The sequence below is a fragment of the Amycolatopsis balhimycina FH 1894 genome (assembly GCF_000384295.1).
GTDB classification, from domain to species: domain Bacteria; phylum Actinomycetota; class Actinomycetes; order Mycobacteriales; family Pseudonocardiaceae; genus Amycolatopsis; species Amycolatopsis balhimycina.
The window spans coordinates 9,142,935-9,156,715 of the sequence record NZ_KB913037.1 but is presented as its reverse complement, the minus strand read 5'-3'; the positions used below and the strand labels follow the sequence as shown (position 1 = coordinate 9,156,715).

The following is a 13,781-nucleotide window of genomic DNA, read 5'->3' as shown; positions in this document are numbered from 1 at the left end:
GACTAACATCGACCATGGCACAGCGTCCGCCGCCCGGGCAACCGGGGATACTCGGGCCATGGCCAGCCGCACCGCGACCCCCCTGGACCACCCGGCCCTCGAAGACGTCACCTTCGCCGCAGCCCTGGAAGCCCTGCGCGACCCGTACCGGCTGGCCATGGTCGCCGCCCTCGCCCGCGAACCCGGCCAATCGTGCGGCGCGATCATGCCGCCGGTCAGCAAGCCCGCCGCGTCCCGGCACTTCAAGATCCTCCGCGCGGCCGGGCTGCTCCGGCAGTGGGACAGCGGCACGCAGCGGCTGAACGCGCTGCGCCGCGAGGAGTTCGACGCCCGCTTCCCCGGCCTGCTCGACTTGGCCCTCGCCGAAGCCGCGCGCCGCTGACTTTTCCCTTTCCGCACCAACCAGACATTTAGCGTTGCTAATAGATCTGAGTCAGAGCTACTTTTAGGGGCATGACCGAAGTCGCCGAACGGCTCCTGGGTGCCGTCCACGGGATCCGCCGGGTGCTGCGCCGCCGGGTCCGGGCCGGCGTGCCGGGTTTCCCGCTGCCCGGCGCCCAGGTCGAAGTCCTGCGCGTGGTGGCCGACCAGCCCGGCATCGGCGTCGCCGCCGCCGCGCGCGAGCTGCACCTGGCGAACAACTCGGTCAGCACGCTGGTGAACCAGCTCGTCGACGCCGGGCTGCTGCGCCGCGAGGCCGACCCCGCCGACCGCCGCGCGGCCCGGCTGGAGATCACCGGCGCGGCCGCCGACCGGATGGCGGCCTGGCGACGCGCCCGGGCCGGGCTCGTCGCCGACGCCCTCGCCGGACTGTCCGAAGAGGACACAGCGGCGATCGAACAGGCGTTGCCCGCCCTGGAAAAACTCATGGGCATCCTGAAGGAGCAGCCATGACCGAACCCGCCGCGGTGCGCTGCACCGGCCGGATCCGCACACTGGGCACACCCGCCGAGCTGGAGGCCGACCTCGGCCCGGAGTCCACTTTGGACGACGTGTTCCGGGCGGTGACCGGGAACCGCCTCGGCAACGAAGAAGGAGGGATCCGCGGTGTCCGTGCCACTCACCGTACCGCCCGCCGTCTCGGCTGACCCGGGCCCGCTGCGCCGGTCAACCCGCTGAGCTACCAGGTCGACGCGCTGCGGGGCCTGCTGATCGGCACGCCCGCGCACCTCGGGACCGGCTTCGCCGTGCTGGCCGCGGCGACCGCGGTGGCCATTTCGGTCGCTTCGGCACTGCTCGGCAGGTTGGCCCGGTGAGGCACATGTCTCACCGAACGGAAGCTTTATCGCCCGCTGCCTAATCTCGAATTCGTGAATCGTCATCGGGGCGTGGTCGGATTTGTCGGTTTTTGTGTGCTCGCCGGAATCCTGGCGGCCGGGACGATGGCGCCCGCCGCCATCGGCGCGGGCCTGCTGTCGAATCAGGTCAGCGATTCGGTGGACGCCATTTCGGCCCAGCTCGCCGCCGCCGATCCGCCGCTGACCACCACGGTCACCGACCGCGACGGCACCTCGATCGCGACGCTCTACGCGCAGTACCGCCTGCCGGTCACCGCGGCCGGGATCGCGACGACGATGAAGGCCGCGATCATCGCGGTCGAGGACCGCCGGTTCTCCACCGAAGGCGGCGTTGACATGCAGGGAATGCTCCGCGCGGCGGTGAACGACAGCACCGGCGGCGCGCTGCAGGGCGCGTCGACGATCACGCAGCAGGACGTCAAGAACTACCTGATCAACGTCGTCGACCGGACCGACCCCGCGGCCCAGCAGGCCGACCGCGAGGACTCGCTCGCCCGCAAGCTGCGGGAGGCGAAAATGGCCGTCCAGCTGAACGAAACGAAGAGCAAGGACGACATTCTCGCCGATTACCTCAACGTGGTGGAATTCAGCGGAACCGTGTACGGGGTCGGTGCCGCGGCAAAAGCGTACTTCGGGACGACAGCGGACAAACTGACCGTGCCGCAGGCGGCGCTGCTCGCCGGAATGGTGAACAACCCCAGCGTCTACAACCCGTACGCCCACCCGGACAAGGCGCTGCAGCGCCGCAACCTCGTCATCGACGACATGGTCACCAACGGCTCGATCCCGGCCTCCTACGCGGCGACGGCGAAGGCCGCCCCGCTCGGGCTGCTGCCGAACGGGCCCGTCACACCGTCCGGCTCCTGCCTGGGCGCGGCGCCGGACGCGGGTTTCTTCTGCGCCTACGCGGAAAGCTACCTCGAGCGCGCCGGGTTCACCGCCGACCAGCTGGCCACCGGCGGGTACACGATCAAGACCACGCTCGACCCGCGCGTGTCCCAGGTGACGAAGGACGCCGTCGACGCGAACGTGCCGACCACCCAGGACGGCGTGGCCAACACCTTCGCCGTCGTCCAGCCGGGCCAGAACGGCCACCAGGTGCTCGCCATGGTCGCCAACCGGAACTACGGCACGGACCCGAACCAGGGCGAGACGTCGACCGACCTCGTCGCCGACGCGAGCAACAAGTTCGGCTCGGGTTCGTCGTTCAAGATCTTCACGTCCGCGGCGGCGCTCGTCACCGGCAAGGCGGGCCTGGACACGCCGCTGCCCAACCCGGACAGCCAGTGCTTCACGCCGCCGGACGCCGACGCGCACACGCCGTGCTACACCGTCCACAACGACGGCCACTACGCGGACCCGATCACCCTCGAAGACGGGCTGGCGACGTCACCGAACGTCGCGTTCGTCGGGCTCGAGTCGCAGGTGGGGATGCCCGCCGTGCTGGACATGGCGTACAAGCTGGGGCTGCGGAACACCCTCGCGACCAACGACGCCGGCCGCACGCCGGACCCGAAGTCGGGCAACCCGCAGTACCGCGAGCCGCAGTCGCAGTACTTCCGCGACCTGCTGTCGTTCACCCTCGGCAACAGCCCGGTCAGCCCGCTGGAGATGGCGAACGTCTCGGCGACGCTGATGAGCGGCGGCGTCTGGTGCCCGCCGAACCCGATCCTGTCGGTGACCGACTGGAAGGGGAACGCCGTGCCGGTGCCGCAGCAGGGGTGCGAGCAGGTCATCCCCACGAGCGTGGCGAACACGCTGGAGGCGGGCCTGAGCAAGGACACCACCAGCGGCACGTCGGCCGAAGCCGCCCGTGCCGCCGGCTGGACCCGCCCGGACATCGGCAAGACCGGCACGACCCAGCAGAGCGAGTCCGTGGCGTTCGTCGGCGGTGTCGACGGCTACGCGGTGTCGTCCATGGTCTTCGCCGACGGCCCGCACCCGCGGGAGATCTGCCCGGGCACCCCGGTGCACCTCGGCGACTGCGGCCACGGCGCGTTCGGCGGCACGGTCGCCGCGCCGCCGTACTTCCACGCCATGAGCCAGTTGCTGGCCGGGGTCCCGGACCAGCCGATCCCCGGCCCCGACCCGGCGTACCTGACCGCCCGGAGCTAGCGCGGTTCGAGGAAGACGAGCGGGATCTCCCGCTCGGTCTTCGTCTGGTACTGCGCGTAGTTCTTGAAGTCGGCGGTGATCTTCGGCCACAGGCGCGCGCGCTCGCCGGCGTCGGCGACCCGGGCGCTCATCGGCCGCTTCGGCCCGCCCTTGAGGGAGACCTCGACCTCGGGGTTGTCACGCAGGTTGAGGAACCACGCGGGGTGCGTGTCATCGCCGCCACGGGAGGCCACGACGACCCAGGTGTCACCTTCCTGGTGCGGCGAGGTCAGCAGCACCGACCGCGGCTGCCCGCTCTTGCGGCCGGTCGTGGTGAGCTCGAGGACGGGCATGGCGACCTGCCAGCCCACCCGCCCCCCGGTGAGCTTGATCAGGCCGCGGTGCACGGCGTTCATGGTCTTCAGGGCGAAGTCGCTCGGCATGATCCCAATCTAGCGCCCGAGTTCTCGCGAACCGCCACGCGGCTGCGTACCCGTGTGCGAGGCTGCGCGGCGACCCAAGACGGAAAGAGAGAAGACCGATGTTGATCTGGGGCTGGCGTACGCGGATCTACGTGCTGGCGATGACGACCTTCCTGTGCGGCCGCTGCGGCAACCCCGCTTCGCACGCGGTCCGCAAGGCAGTCACGAAGTTCACCCTGTTCTTCATCCCGCTGTTCCCGATCAGCGTCAAGTACACGGCCCAGTGCACGTTCTGCGGGATCGAGAACAGGATCCCGAAGGAGGACGCCGTCCGGCTGCAGGCGCAGGAGGAGCAGAGTCGGCAGCAGGCCGCACCGGGCTATCCGGCGCAGCCTCAGGGGCTTTCCCAGCAGGGCTTCCAGCACCCTTCGGGTCAGCAGTACCCTTCGCAGCCGCAGGGGTTCCCGCAGCCGGGTCAGCCCCCTCAGCAGGGTCAGTAGCCGTAGCTCTCCTGGCCCCGGCGCTTCCCGGGGCCAGGCCGCTACGCGCCGCCGCGAGCCGGCCGTGGATCACCACGAGCAACGCAAGATCAACCGGGGCACCGGCCCCGCGCGTCCGCGACCTCCCGTGCAAGACCACCCATCCGAGTGAGATCCGCGGCGGCGACCACCACCTTCACCTCCGCCTCCCCACCCGTCCGGGTGCCGGCCTCTCGTCGCCCCGCCCGGAATTGTCGGTCCCCCGTGCTCTCCTCGACGGCGAGAGCGGTGCACCCGCACCCGGAGGAGAAGGAGGAGACCGATGGCAGGCGAAACGACGATCACCGTGGTCGGCAACCTGACGAGCGACCCCGAACTGCGGTTCACCCCGGCCGGCGCGGCGGTCGCGAACTTCACGGTCGCCTCGACGCCGCGGACGCTGGACCGGCAGTCCGGCGAGTGGAAGGACGGCGAGGCGCTGTTCCTGCGCTGCAGCCTGTGGCGCCAGGCCGCGGAAAACGCGGCAGAGAGCCTCACGCGTGGATCGAGGGTCCTCGTCACCGGCCGGCTGGTGCAGCGGTCGTTCGAAACCAAGGAAGGCGAGAAGCGCACCGTGGTCGAGCTGCAGGTGGACGAGATCGGCCCGTCGCTGCGGTATGCGACCGCAACGGTCACCAAGGTCAGCCGCAACGGCAGCGGGCCGAACACCCCGGACGGCAGCGGGTGGGGAGCCGCGCCGGTGCCGGCGGGCGTCGGCGCCGACAGCGAGCCGCCCTTCTAGTTCTGTGGTCTCGTCGGCGGTGTAACGCCTGCGCTGCGTTGCGCCTCTGAAAGGGACCAAAGCTCAGCTGACCCCATCCGTTCACGGTCGGCGGCCGAACACCCGTTGACGGGAACTCGACCCGTGCTCGACCGCCCCCGGTGACGATGAGGGGACGCTCCGGCCGGACCTGCTGTCGAAATCCCGCCCCCTGGTTCGACGCAGGGGTAGAGGAGGCCGAACCACGAGCGGGAGGGACCGAGATGAACGGGAACGAGAAGACCGGCTCACCGGCGGCGGCGCGAACCGTGGTCAACCACCGGATGCGGGCGATGTTGCGAGCGGTCGGCGCGGGCCGGGGCCGGGTGTCCTGCAGCAGCGAACCGGACCTGTTCATCGACGGCCTGTCGTGCGGCGACCAGTTCGCCGCCCACGGGCTGGCCCACCTGGGCCTGATCCGGCCGGCCCACCCCGGCCGGCCGGGCGAGCAGGTCCCGGCGGTCCTGACGGCCGCCGGCCAGGCCATCGTCAGAACGGACCACCAGTCGGCCGCCTGACCGGCGACCGGCGCGACGTTTGACAACTCCACAAGAGCAACGGCCGCTCGGACGGCAACACTCGGCCGCCGCTCCGGTCCGCGGGTAGCACGGAGTGCTCCCCTGCCCGCCCGGCGAGCCGATCCCGGCCCCCGGGAAACCCCGGCCGGACAACCCACCACCGGCGAACCGATCCGCTCGGACCCGCTGTCCGGCCGCAACCAGCCACCACCGACGTCCCGGCCTCGGCCACCCCACGCCATCCCGCGGATCGCGACTACCGTGGCGGGCATGAGCAACACCGAGGCCGCCCCCGCCGAGCTCGCCTGTGGCGACCGGCCGTCGGCCGCCGACCCCGACCGGCCGGCCGTCGAGGTCCTCACCCCGCGCGAGGTGCCGCTGGGCGGACCGCGGGCGATGCGGGTCCGCCGGACGCTCCCCCAGCGGTCGCGGTCGCTCATCGGCGCGTGGTGCTTCGCCGACCACTACGGCCCGGACGAGGTCACCGGCCCCGGCGCGATGGACGTCGCCCCGCATCCGCACACCGGGCTGCAAACCGTGAGCTGGCTGTTCGACGGCGAGATCGAGCACCGCGACAGCCTGGGCACGCACGCGATGGTCCGGCCCGGCGAGCTGAACCTGATGACCGGCGGGCACGGCATCTGCCATTCGGAAGTCTCGACCGCGGCCACGAAGACGCTGCACGGCGTCCAGCTCTGGGTGGCGCTGCCCGAACGGCACCGCCACACCGCCCGGGCCTTCGACCACTACGTCCCGTCGGTCAACCGGATCGAAGGCGCGGAGATCCGGGTGTTCCTCGGGTCGCTGGCCGGGCGCACGTCCCCGATCCCGACGTTCACCCCGCTGCTGGGCGCGGAGGTCGTCCTGGGCCCGGACGCGCACATGTCCCTCGGCGTGGCTCCCGGTTTCGAGCACGGCGTCCTGGTGGACACCGGCGAGGTCGTCGTGGCCGGCACCCGCGTCCGCGCGGCGGAGCTCGGTTACCTCGGTACCGGGGTGCGCTCCTTGACGCTCAGCAACCGCGGCACCGAGCCGGCCCGGTTCCTCCTGCTCGGCGGCACCCCGTTCGACGAGGAAATCCTGATGTGGTGGAACTTCGTCGGGCGCACGCACGAGGAGATCGCCGCGTTCCGCGAAGCATGGCAGGCGGAGTCCGACCAGTTCGGCAACGTCACGGGCTACGCGGGCACGCCTCAGCGCCTGCCGGCACCGGCCCTGCCGGCGGTCCGCATCAAGCCGCGCCGCAACCCGGGGTCCGGCCACAGCTGACGTCCATCACGCCACGCGCCACACCACAGCCGTCCCGCGAAACCGGATATGGTCGGGCCGACGGAACAGGAGGCCGCGCCGATGCCGAGTTCCCCGCCCGCTCCCACCGCGGCCGACCTGATCGTCGACGGGCTGCGCGCGCACGGCGTCGACACCGTCTTCGGCCTGCCCGGCGTGCAGACCTACGACCTGTTCGACAGCCTCGCCCGCGCGAACGGCGAAATCCGGGTGATCGGCGCGCGGCACGAGCAGACCGCGGCCTACATGGCGTTCGGCTACGCCCAGGCGACCGGCCGCACCGGCGTCTACACCGTCGTGCCCGGCCCCGGCGTCCTCAACTCCTCCGCCGCGCTGCTTTCGGCGTACGGGGCGAGCGCGCCGGTGCTGTGCCTCACGAGCGAGATCCCGCGCGCGTACCTCGGCCGCGGGCTGGGGCACCTGCACGAGATGCCCGACCAGCTGGCGACCCTACGCACCCTCACCAAGTGGTCGGCGCTGGTGGAGCACCCGGCCGAGGTCCCGGACGCGCTGGCGACCGCGTTCCGGGAAGCGGCGGGCGGCCGGCCTCGGCCGGTTTCGCTGGCGGTGCCGTGGGACGTGCTGGGGCTGCGCGCCCCGGCGGAGGCCGTCGGACCGCTGCCGCTGCCCCGCCCGGCCGTCGACCCGGTCACCCTGGCGGAAGCCGCCGGGCTCCTGGCCGGCGCGAAGCACCCGATGATCATGGTGGGCGGCGGCGCCCGGCACGCGGCCGCCGAGGTCCGGGCACTGGCCGAGCGGCTGCAGGCGCCGGTGGTGCCGTTCCGCGGCGGGCGCGGCATCGTGGGCGACGACCACCCGCTCGGCTTCACCTGTGTCTCCGGCTTCGAGCGGTGGGCCGAGACCGACGTGGTGATCGGCATCGGGTCACGGATGGAGCTGTCGTGGTTCCGCTGGCCGGACAAGCCCGCGGGGCTGAAGACGATCCTGCTCGACATCGACCCGCGGCAGGCGACGCGGCTCGAAGCGGACGTCGCGATCGTCGCCGACGCCGCCGACGCCGCGGCCGCGCTCACCACCGTCGTCGGTCCACAAAGGATGGATCGGACGGCGGAGTTCTCCGCGCTGAAGGAAACCGTGGCGGAGCGCGTCACCGATGTCGGGCCGGAACTGGAGTTCCTGCGAGCGATCAGGGACGTCCTGCCCCGCGACGGCTTCTTCGTCGAAGAGATCTGCCAGGCCGGGTTCGCGTCCTACTTCGGATTCGAGGTCTACGCCCCGCGCACCTTCGTCACCTGCGGCCACCAGGGCACGCTCGGCTTCGGCTACCCGACCGCGCTGGGCGTGCAGGCGGCCTTCCCCGGCCGTCCGGTGGTTTCGGTGACCGGGGACGGCGGCTTCCTGTTCGCCGCGCAGGAACTGGCCACCGCCGTCCAATATGGACTGAACGTGGTGGCGGTCGTGTTCGACAACGGCTACTACGGCAACGTCCACCTCGACCAGGAGCGGCTGTTCGAGGGCCGCGTACTGGGCGGCAAGCTGCGGAACCCGGACTTCGCCCGGCTCGCCGAAACGTTCGGCGCGCTCGGCCTGACCGCCCGCACCCCGGACGAGCTGCGCGGCGCGCTGGGCAAGGCGTTCGCCGCCGGCCGGCCCTCGCTGGTGCACGTCCCGTGCGAGCTGGGCGTGGGCGCCTCGCCGTGGAAGTACCTCATGCCGAAATCGGACCCGAAATCGGACCCGAAATCGGACCACTGCTAGCCGCCGGCCACCCGCTCCAGCGCGGCGAAGATCCGGTCGACGTCGGCCGGGGTCGTCCGCCAGTTGCTGAAGGCGGCACGCAACGCCGGGCGGCCGTCGTACACCGTCGGGGTCAGGAACGTGGTCCCGTCTTCGGCAATGGCTTGGACGAGCGCGTCGATCCGCTCCTGGGTGGCCTCGCCGGCCGGGGTGAAGCAGACGACGTTGAGCCGCACCGGGGCGAGCAGGTGCCAGCGCGGTGAGCCGTCGATCCGCGCGCCGAGGTCGCGGGCCAGCGCGACACAGCGCTCGACGATCTCGCGGTGCCCGGCGCGGCCGTACGCCACGAGCGAGAACCAGGCCGGCAGGGCGCGCAGCCGCCGGGAGTTCTCCGGCGTGAGGTGCAGGAAGTCCGGGGTCGCGCCGATTTCGCCGAGGTAGGCGGCGTTGTTGGCGAACACGCGCAGCTGCAGATCGCGGCGGCGGGTGAACTGGACGGCCGAGTCGTAGGGCACGTTGAGCCACTTGTGCAGGTCGACGACCACCGAGTCGGCCTGGTCGAGACCCGCGGTCGGCGCCGCGTGCTCCGGGGTCAGCGCGGCGAATCCGCCGAACGCGGCGTCGACGTGCAGCCAGAAGTCGTACCGCTGCTTGAGCGCGGCGATCGCGCGCAGGTCGTCGAAGTCGACCGTGTTCACGGTCCCCGCGTTCGCGACGACGACAGCCGGGCCGTCGAGCGTCTCGAGCACTTCGGCCAGTCGCTCGACATCGACCGCTTCACGGCCCGGGAGCACCGGCACCTTCAGCAACGCGGACCGGCCCATCCCGAGGAACGACAACGCCTTCAGGACACTGGAGTGCGGGGAGCCGGACAGCACGGTGACGGGCCCGAGCGCGGCGGCGCCTTCTTCGGAGACGTTCACGCCTGCCTGCTCGCCGAGCCATTCGCGGGCGATGGCCAGGCCGGTCACGGTCGACATCGTGGCTCCGGTGACGAACGCGCCGGAGAACTCCGGGCCCAGCGCGAACAGTTCGGCCAGCCAGCCGACGGTCTCGCGTTCCAGGTCTTGCGCGGAGGAGTCCATCCCGCTCGCCGGGTTCTGGTCGTAGGCGGCGGTGAGCCAGTCCCCGGCCAGCGCCGCCGGCGTGGCGCCACCGGTCACGAAGCCGAGGTAGCGGGGGCCTGCGCCGGCCGCGAAGCCGGCTTCCCAGCGCTGCGAGAACTCCTCCAGCGCACCCCGCGCCCCGGCGCCTTCGGCGGGCAGGGCGGCCGGGGCGACGGCGACGGGCGGGACGGCAGCCGCCCGTTCGGCCAGCCCGGCGAGCGCCTCACTCGCGACTTTGCTGGTGACGTCGAGCAGATCGGCCAGCGAGTTCAGGTCTTCGGCAAGCTTCGGATGCACCCGGCCGACGCTAGGCGCCCCAGCCACAGCTGTCGCGGTCCAATCCCCCGAAACTGGCCCTCCCATCACACGTGATGGCCCTCCCATCACGCATGATGGCCCTCCAATCACGCGTGATGCCTCTGCAATCACACGAACCGAGCCTCCGGATACGCGCGGGAGTCGGATCAGCGGCGCCGGAGGCGGCGAACCCGGCCCTCGGCCGGGTCGAACGCGACCCGGCGCAACGGCGCGGCGACCAGCAGCACGATCACCATCGCCGACAGCGCGGCCAGCACCATCGCGGCGACGAACTGGGCGTCGCCGGACGTCGCCGTGGCGAGGACCGCGAACCCGGCGAGCACCAGGACCGGTGGCGCGAACAAACCGGCCAGCACCGGCACCGGTGGCACCCGGTCACCGTCGGGGCGGCGGCCGGACACCACCGCCGCCCCGGCGCAGGTGACCGCGGCGACCAGCAAGCAGCCGCCGACGGTGTCGCTCAACCGGTGCCAGCCCAGCGCCACGGCCGCGGCCGAAACCCAGGCGACGCCGAACCCGCCTGCCACCAGGGCCGTCCGGCGGAACCGGCGGGGCAGGACGATCGCGAGCGCCACCAGCACGGCCATCGCCGCGCTGACGTGCCCGCTCGGGAAGCTGTTGTGGCTCGCGACGCCGAGCCGGTCGTCGGTGCTCGGGCGGTCCAGGACGTACAGCTTGAGCAGCTGCGCCACCACCAGGGGCGCGGCGAGCAGGACCAGGGCCGTGACGCCGAGGGCGAACCGCCGCCGCACCAGCGAGATCACCACGAGCAGCACCGCGACGCCGCCGAGCACCACCACCAGGTCGGCCTGCCGCAGCGGCGCCGCCCAGTCCACCGTCGTCCCCGTGGACTGGGCACTGCGGACGACTCCGTTCTCGACACCCCGGCCGGCCTGGGTGCGGACGAACAGCAAGTAGGCCGCGACGAAGGCCAGGGCGAACCCGGCCGCGCTCGCGGCCAGCACCGCCGTGCGGGACACGGACCGGGTCGCGAACGCGTGGCGGCCGGTCGGCGGGGCCGCGGGCCGGACGTCGGTGATGATCACTGCCATGTGTTCGAGTCTGGAGCGGGCGTTTCGGGATCCCGTCAGCGCGATGTCATGGTTTTGCTACAAGATCCGGCCGGGTCGCCACGTCGTGCGCTTTTCCGAATAATGGCGCCGTGGCCGAGGTACTGGTGGTAGAAGACGACGCGGCGGTGCGGGAAGGACTGCAGCTGGCCCTGCGCCGGCAGGGACACGTGGTGCGCACCGCGGAATCGGGCGAGCTCGGCATCGAGGCGCTCGTGCACCACCGGCCCGACATCGTCGTGCTCGACCTGATGCTGCCCGGCATGGACGGCTTCGAGACCTGCCGCCGGATGCGGTCGGCCGGCGCGATCCCGATCATCATGCTCACCGCGCGCAGCGACGACTTCGACATCGTCGCCGGGCTCGAAGCGGGCGCGGACGACTACGTCGCCAAGCCGGTCGAGCCGCGGGTCCTGGACGCGCGGATCCGGGCGGTGCTGCGGCGGACGGCCGTCGAGCGCCCGGGTGAGCCGCCGGAGCCCGCGGAGCGGCACGGCGACCTGGTGATCGACCGGGCCGCGCTCGAGGTGACCAAACGCGGCGCGCCGGTGCCGCTGACCCCGACCGAGCTGAAGCTGCTGCTGGAGCTCTCGCGCACGCCCGGTCAGGTGTACAGCCGCCGGCAGATCCTCTCGGCGGTGTGGGACCACGACTACCTCGGGGACTCCCGGCTCGTCGACGCCTGCGTCCAGCGGCTGCGCGCGAAGATCGAGGACGTGCCGGCGAAGCCGGAACACGTGCAGACCGTCCGGGGGTTCGGCTACCGGTTCGGCCGGTCGTGAACCAGCGGATCCGGTCGTGGCTCGCCGGGCTGCGGCCCCGGCTGGTCGCCGCGTTCGCGGTGATCATGATCGTCGGCGCCACCGCCGCGGCGGGCGCGAGCTACGTCTCCGCGCGCCGGGCCATCCTCGAAGGCATCCAGGACCAGACGATGCTGAAGCTGCGCGACCAGATCGCCGCGTACCTGCCGACCGTTTCGCTGCCGCCGACCGCGGGCACGATCGACGCGTTCGCGGCGGCGCTCAAGCCCAGCAACGTGCTCGTCGTCTACCGCGACCTGCACTCGGCGTCGGGCTTGGCGCTCGACGCCGTGCCGGCCGAGTTGCGCCACGTGGTGGCCACCAGCACCCGTATCCAGTTCCAGCGCGTCGACGCGCACGGCATCCCGCTCTTCTTCGTGGGCGTCCCGGTGCAGAGCGCCGCCGGCGACCCGAGCGGCCTCGAAATCTACGCGATGGTCGTCCTGACCGACCAGCAGGAGGCGATCGACGCGCTGGCCAGGACGGCTTGGCAGACCGCGGCGCTCGCCCTGCCGTTCGCGGTCGCCGTGGCGCTGCTGGCGGCCCGGCAGGTGCTGCGGCCGGTGCGCGCGCTCAACACCGCGGCGAGCCAGCTCGGCCGCGGACGGCTGGACGTACGGCTGCGCGTAAAAGGCTCCGACGAACTCGCGCAGCTGGTCACGACGTTCAACAACACCGCCGCGGAGCTGGAACGCACGGTCGGCACGCTCCGGACGATGGAGGCCGACGCGCGGCGGTTCGTCGCCGACGTCTCGCACGAGCTGCGGACCCCCCTTGCCGCGATGAACGCCGTCACCGACGTCCTCGACGAGGACGCCGAACAGCTGCCGCCGGACACCGCGGTCGCGGCGCGGCTGGTGTCGGCCGAAACTCGGCGGCTGACCCGGCTCGTGCAGGACCTGATCGAGATCTCCCGGTTCGACGCCGGGCGGGCGGAGCTGCGGCGGGAGGAGCTGGACGTCGCCACGGCGATCACCGACAGTCTCGCCGCGCGGGGCTGGGAGCCCGGCGCCAAGCTGGTCGCCGACCTGCCGCCCGGGATCGGCGCGCGGCTCGACCGGCGGCGGCTCGACATCGTCGTGGCGAACCTGGTCGGCAACGCGCTGCGGCACGGCGCGCCCCCGGTCGAGGTGGTGCTGCGGGAGGCGGGCGGTGCCGTCGTGCTCACCGTCACCGACCACGGGCCGGGCATCCCGGACGCCGTGCTGCCGCGCGTCTTCGACCGCTTCACCAAGGCCGACACCGCACGCGCGCGGTCCGAGGGCAGCGGCCTCGGGCTGTCCATCGCGCGGGAGAACGCGCGGCTGCACGGCGGCGACATCGTCGCGGCCAACACCGGCACCGGCGCCCGGTTCGAGCTGCGCCTGCCGCGGGAGGTGCCGTGAGGAAACTGCTCGTCCTGGCGGTGGTGCTCCTGGTGAGCGGGTGCGGGATCAAACCGACGCCGGTGGTGCCGGCCGGCCCGGCGCCGACGCTGCGCAGCCCGGCGGGCAACGGGCGCGGCACCGACGTGATCCTCTACTTCGTCGTCGACGGCCGGGTGGCGCCGGTGGCGCGGCCGGCCGACGGGCCGGTGACCGTCGAGGCGGCGCTGACGATGCTGCTGGACGGACCGAGCCTCGGCGAAAAGGCCGACGGGTACACGACGGTGCTCTCGCGGCGGACCGGTCCCATCGCCGTGTCCCCCGGACAGCCCGCGACGATCAGCTTTCCGTTCCCGCTGCGGCCGATCACCGGCGCCGGGATCAACCAGCTGGTCTGCACCGCGTTCGCGGCGCTGGCGGCCCAGGGCGGATACGCCGTCGACGGCACCGTCGCCCTCTCCGGGCCGGACGTCCAGCTGCCGTACCAGACGTGCCAGGCGTGACCCGGCTTTCATGTCGACATGTCCA

Annotated in this window: 15 protein-coding genes and 1 pseudogene; 13 read left to right on the top strand and 3 right to left on the bottom strand. The window is 72.3% G+C overall.

Going from position 1 to position 13,781, the window contains the following annotated elements:
- Nucleotides 1–58 precede the first annotated feature (58 nt).
- The 5 genes and pseudogenes from A3CE_RS0142320 (at nucleotide 59) to A3CE_RS0142300 (ending at nucleotide 3,413) form a co-directional block, all read left to right on the top strand.
- The gene (locus tag A3CE_RS0142320) at nucleotides 59–382 is read left to right on the top strand and encodes an ArsR/SmtB family transcription factor (RefSeq protein WP_020646173.1); all 324 of its coding nucleotides are present in this window, start codon (nucleotides 59–61) and stop codon (nucleotides 380–382) included.
- Nucleotides 383–453: 71 nt separating this feature from the next.
- Nucleotides 454–894, top strand: coding sequence for a MarR family winged helix-turn-helix transcriptional regulator (locus A3CE_RS0142315; RefSeq protein ID WP_020646172.1), 441 nt, complete (start codon nucleotides 454–456; stop codon nucleotides 892–894).
- Nucleotides 891–1,088 (top strand): hypothetical protein, encoded by a 198-nt coding sequence (locus A3CE_RS0142310; protein ID WP_020646171.1) that lies wholly within the window; start codon nucleotides 891–893, stop codon nucleotides 1,086–1,088. The genes A3CE_RS0142315 and A3CE_RS0142310 overlap by 4 nt, the downstream gene beginning before the upstream one ends.
- Nucleotides 1,089–1,106: 18 nt before the next feature.
- A pseudogene (locus A3CE_RS59030) lies at nucleotides 1,107–1,256 on the top strand (ABC transporter permease); the annotation flags it as partial.
- Nucleotides 1,257–1,382: 126 nt separating this feature from the next.
- Nucleotides 1,383–3,413, top strand: coding sequence for a transglycosylase domain-containing protein (locus A3CE_RS0142300; protein ID WP_157376810.1), 2,031 nt, complete (start codon nucleotides 1,383–1,385; stop codon nucleotides 3,411–3,413).
- On the opposite strand, the gene A3CE_RS0142295 is transcribed toward A3CE_RS0142300, so the two are convergent.
- Entirely contained in the window at nucleotides 3,410–3,835 is a 426-nt protein-coding gene (locus A3CE_RS0142295) for a nitroreductase/quinone reductase family protein (protein WP_020646168.1), read from the bottom strand. The genes A3CE_RS0142300 and A3CE_RS0142295 overlap by 4 nt on opposite strands.
- Before the next feature lie 98 nt (nucleotides 3,836–3,933).
- On the opposite strand from A3CE_RS0142295, the gene A3CE_RS0142290 reads away from it, so the two are divergent.
- The 5 genes from A3CE_RS0142290 to A3CE_RS0142270 all read left to right on the top strand — a co-directional run bounded on the left by A3CE_RS0142290 (nucleotide 3,934) and on the right by A3CE_RS0142270 (nucleotide 8,616).
- Entirely contained in the window at nucleotides 3,934–4,314 is a 381-nt protein-coding gene (locus tag A3CE_RS0142290) for a zinc ribbon domain-containing protein (RefSeq protein WP_020646167.1), read from the top strand.
- 301 nt (nucleotides 4,315–4,615) lie between these two features.
- Nucleotides 4,616–5,074: a single-stranded DNA-binding protein gene (locus A3CE_RS0142285; protein ID WP_020646166.1), complete on the top strand. Its 459-nt coding sequence runs from the start codon at nucleotides 4,616–4,618 to the stop codon at nucleotides 5,072–5,074.
- A gap of 242 nt (nucleotides 5,075–5,316) precedes the next feature.
- Nucleotides 5,317–5,610: a hypothetical protein gene (locus A3CE_RS0142280; RefSeq protein ID WP_020646165.1), complete on the top strand. Its 294-nt coding sequence runs from the start codon at nucleotides 5,317–5,319 to the stop codon at nucleotides 5,608–5,610.
- A gap of 270 nt (nucleotides 5,611–5,880) precedes the next feature.
- On the top strand, nucleotides 5,881–6,879 hold the full coding sequence (locus A3CE_RS0142275) for a pirin family protein (RefSeq protein ID WP_020646164.1): 999 nt from the start codon (nucleotides 5,881–5,883) through the stop codon (nucleotides 6,877–6,879).
- 81 nt (nucleotides 6,880–6,960) lie between these two features.
- Nucleotides 6,961–8,616, top strand: a complete 1,656-nt coding sequence (locus A3CE_RS0142270; protein WP_026469385.1) for a thiamine pyrophosphate-dependent enzyme — start codon at nucleotides 6,961–6,963, stop codon at nucleotides 8,614–8,616.
- On the opposite strand, the gene A3CE_RS0142265 is transcribed toward A3CE_RS0142270, so the two are convergent.
- Both A3CE_RS0142265 and A3CE_RS0142260 read right to left on the bottom strand, forming a co-directional pair.
- Complete coding sequence (locus A3CE_RS0142265; RefSeq protein ID WP_020646162.1) at nucleotides 8,613–9,998, bottom strand: pyridoxal phosphate-dependent decarboxylase family protein; 1,386 nt, start codon at nucleotides 9,996–9,998, stop codon at nucleotides 8,613–8,615. The two genes, A3CE_RS0142270 and A3CE_RS0142265, sit on opposite strands and share 4 nt — an antisense overlap.
- A 167-nt stretch (nucleotides 9,999–10,165) precedes the next feature.
- Entirely contained in the window at nucleotides 10,166–11,071 is a 906-nt protein-coding gene (locus A3CE_RS0142260) for a phosphatase PAP2 family protein (RefSeq protein ID WP_026469384.1), read from the bottom strand.
- Between the two features lie 110 nt (nucleotides 11,072–11,181).
- On the opposite strand from A3CE_RS0142260, the gene A3CE_RS0142255 reads away from it, so the two are divergent.
- The 3 genes from A3CE_RS0142255 (at nucleotide 11,182) to A3CE_RS0142245 (ending at nucleotide 13,756) form a co-directional block, all read left to right on the top strand.
- The gene (locus tag A3CE_RS0142255) at nucleotides 11,182–11,871 is read left to right on the top strand and encodes a response regulator transcription factor (protein ID WP_020646160.1); all 690 of its coding nucleotides are present in this window, start codon (nucleotides 11,182–11,184) and stop codon (nucleotides 11,869–11,871) included.
- Between the two features lie 65 nt (nucleotides 11,872–11,936).
- On the top strand, nucleotides 11,937–13,274 hold the full coding sequence (locus A3CE_RS0142250; protein ID WP_084642179.1) for a sensor histidine kinase: 1,338 nt from the start codon (nucleotides 11,937–11,939) through the stop codon (nucleotides 13,272–13,274).
- Nucleotides 13,271–13,756 carry a hypothetical protein gene (locus A3CE_RS0142245; protein ID WP_020646158.1) on the top strand — a complete coding sequence of 162 codons (486 nt, stop codon included), beginning with the start codon at nucleotides 13,271–13,273 and terminating at the stop codon, nucleotides 13,754–13,756. Before A3CE_RS0142250 ends, A3CE_RS0142245 begins: the two co-directional genes overlap by 4 nt.
- The last annotated feature ends 25 nt before the right edge of the window (nucleotides 13,757–13,781 follow it).

Excerpts from the sequence above, each read along its gene's own strand:
- A3CE_RS0142275 (WP_020646164.1), top strand. The coding sequence starts at position 5,881 with ATGAGCAACACCGAGGCCGCCCCCGCCGAGCTCGCCTGTGGCGACCGG.
- A3CE_RS0142290 (WP_020646167.1), top strand. The coding sequence starts at position 3,934 with ATGTTGATCTGGGGCTGGCGTACGCGGATCTACGTGCTGGCGATGACG.
- A3CE_RS0142300 (WP_157376810.1), top strand. The coding sequence starts at position 1,383 with ATGGCGCCCGCCGCCATCGGCGCGGGCCTGCTGTCGAATCAGGTCAGC.
- A3CE_RS0142260 (WP_026469384.1), bottom strand. The coding sequence starts at position 11,071 with ATGGCAGTGATCATCACCGACGTCCGGCCCGCGGCCCCGCCGACCGGC.
- A3CE_RS0142285 (WP_020646166.1), top strand. The coding sequence starts at position 4,616 with ATGGCAGGCGAAACGACGATCACCGTGGTCGGCAACCTGACGAGCGAC.
- A3CE_RS0142315 (WP_020646172.1), top strand. The coding sequence starts at position 454 with ATGACCGAAGTCGCCGAACGGCTCCTGGGTGCCGTCCACGGGATCCGC.
- A3CE_RS0142295 (WP_020646168.1), bottom strand. The coding sequence starts at position 3,835 with ATGCCGAGCGACTTCGCCCTGAAGACCATGAACGCCGTGCACCGCGGC.
- A3CE_RS0142280 (WP_020646165.1), top strand. The coding sequence starts at position 5,317 with ATGAACGGGAACGAGAAGACCGGCTCACCGGCGGCGGCGCGAACCGTG.
- A3CE_RS0142310 (WP_020646171.1), top strand. The coding sequence starts at position 891 with ATGACCGAACCCGCCGCGGTGCGCTGCACCGGCCGGATCCGCACACTG.
- A3CE_RS0142270 (WP_026469385.1), top strand. The coding sequence starts at position 6,961 with ATGCCGAGTTCCCCGCCCGCTCCCACCGCGGCCGACCTGATCGTCGAC.
- A3CE_RS0142250 (WP_084642179.1), top strand. The coding sequence starts at position 11,937 with ATGATCGTCGGCGCCACCGCCGCGGCGGGCGCGAGCTACGTCTCCGCG.
- A3CE_RS0142320 (WP_020646173.1), top strand. The coding sequence starts at position 59 with ATGGCCAGCCGCACCGCGACCCCCCTGGACCACCCGGCCCTCGAAGAC.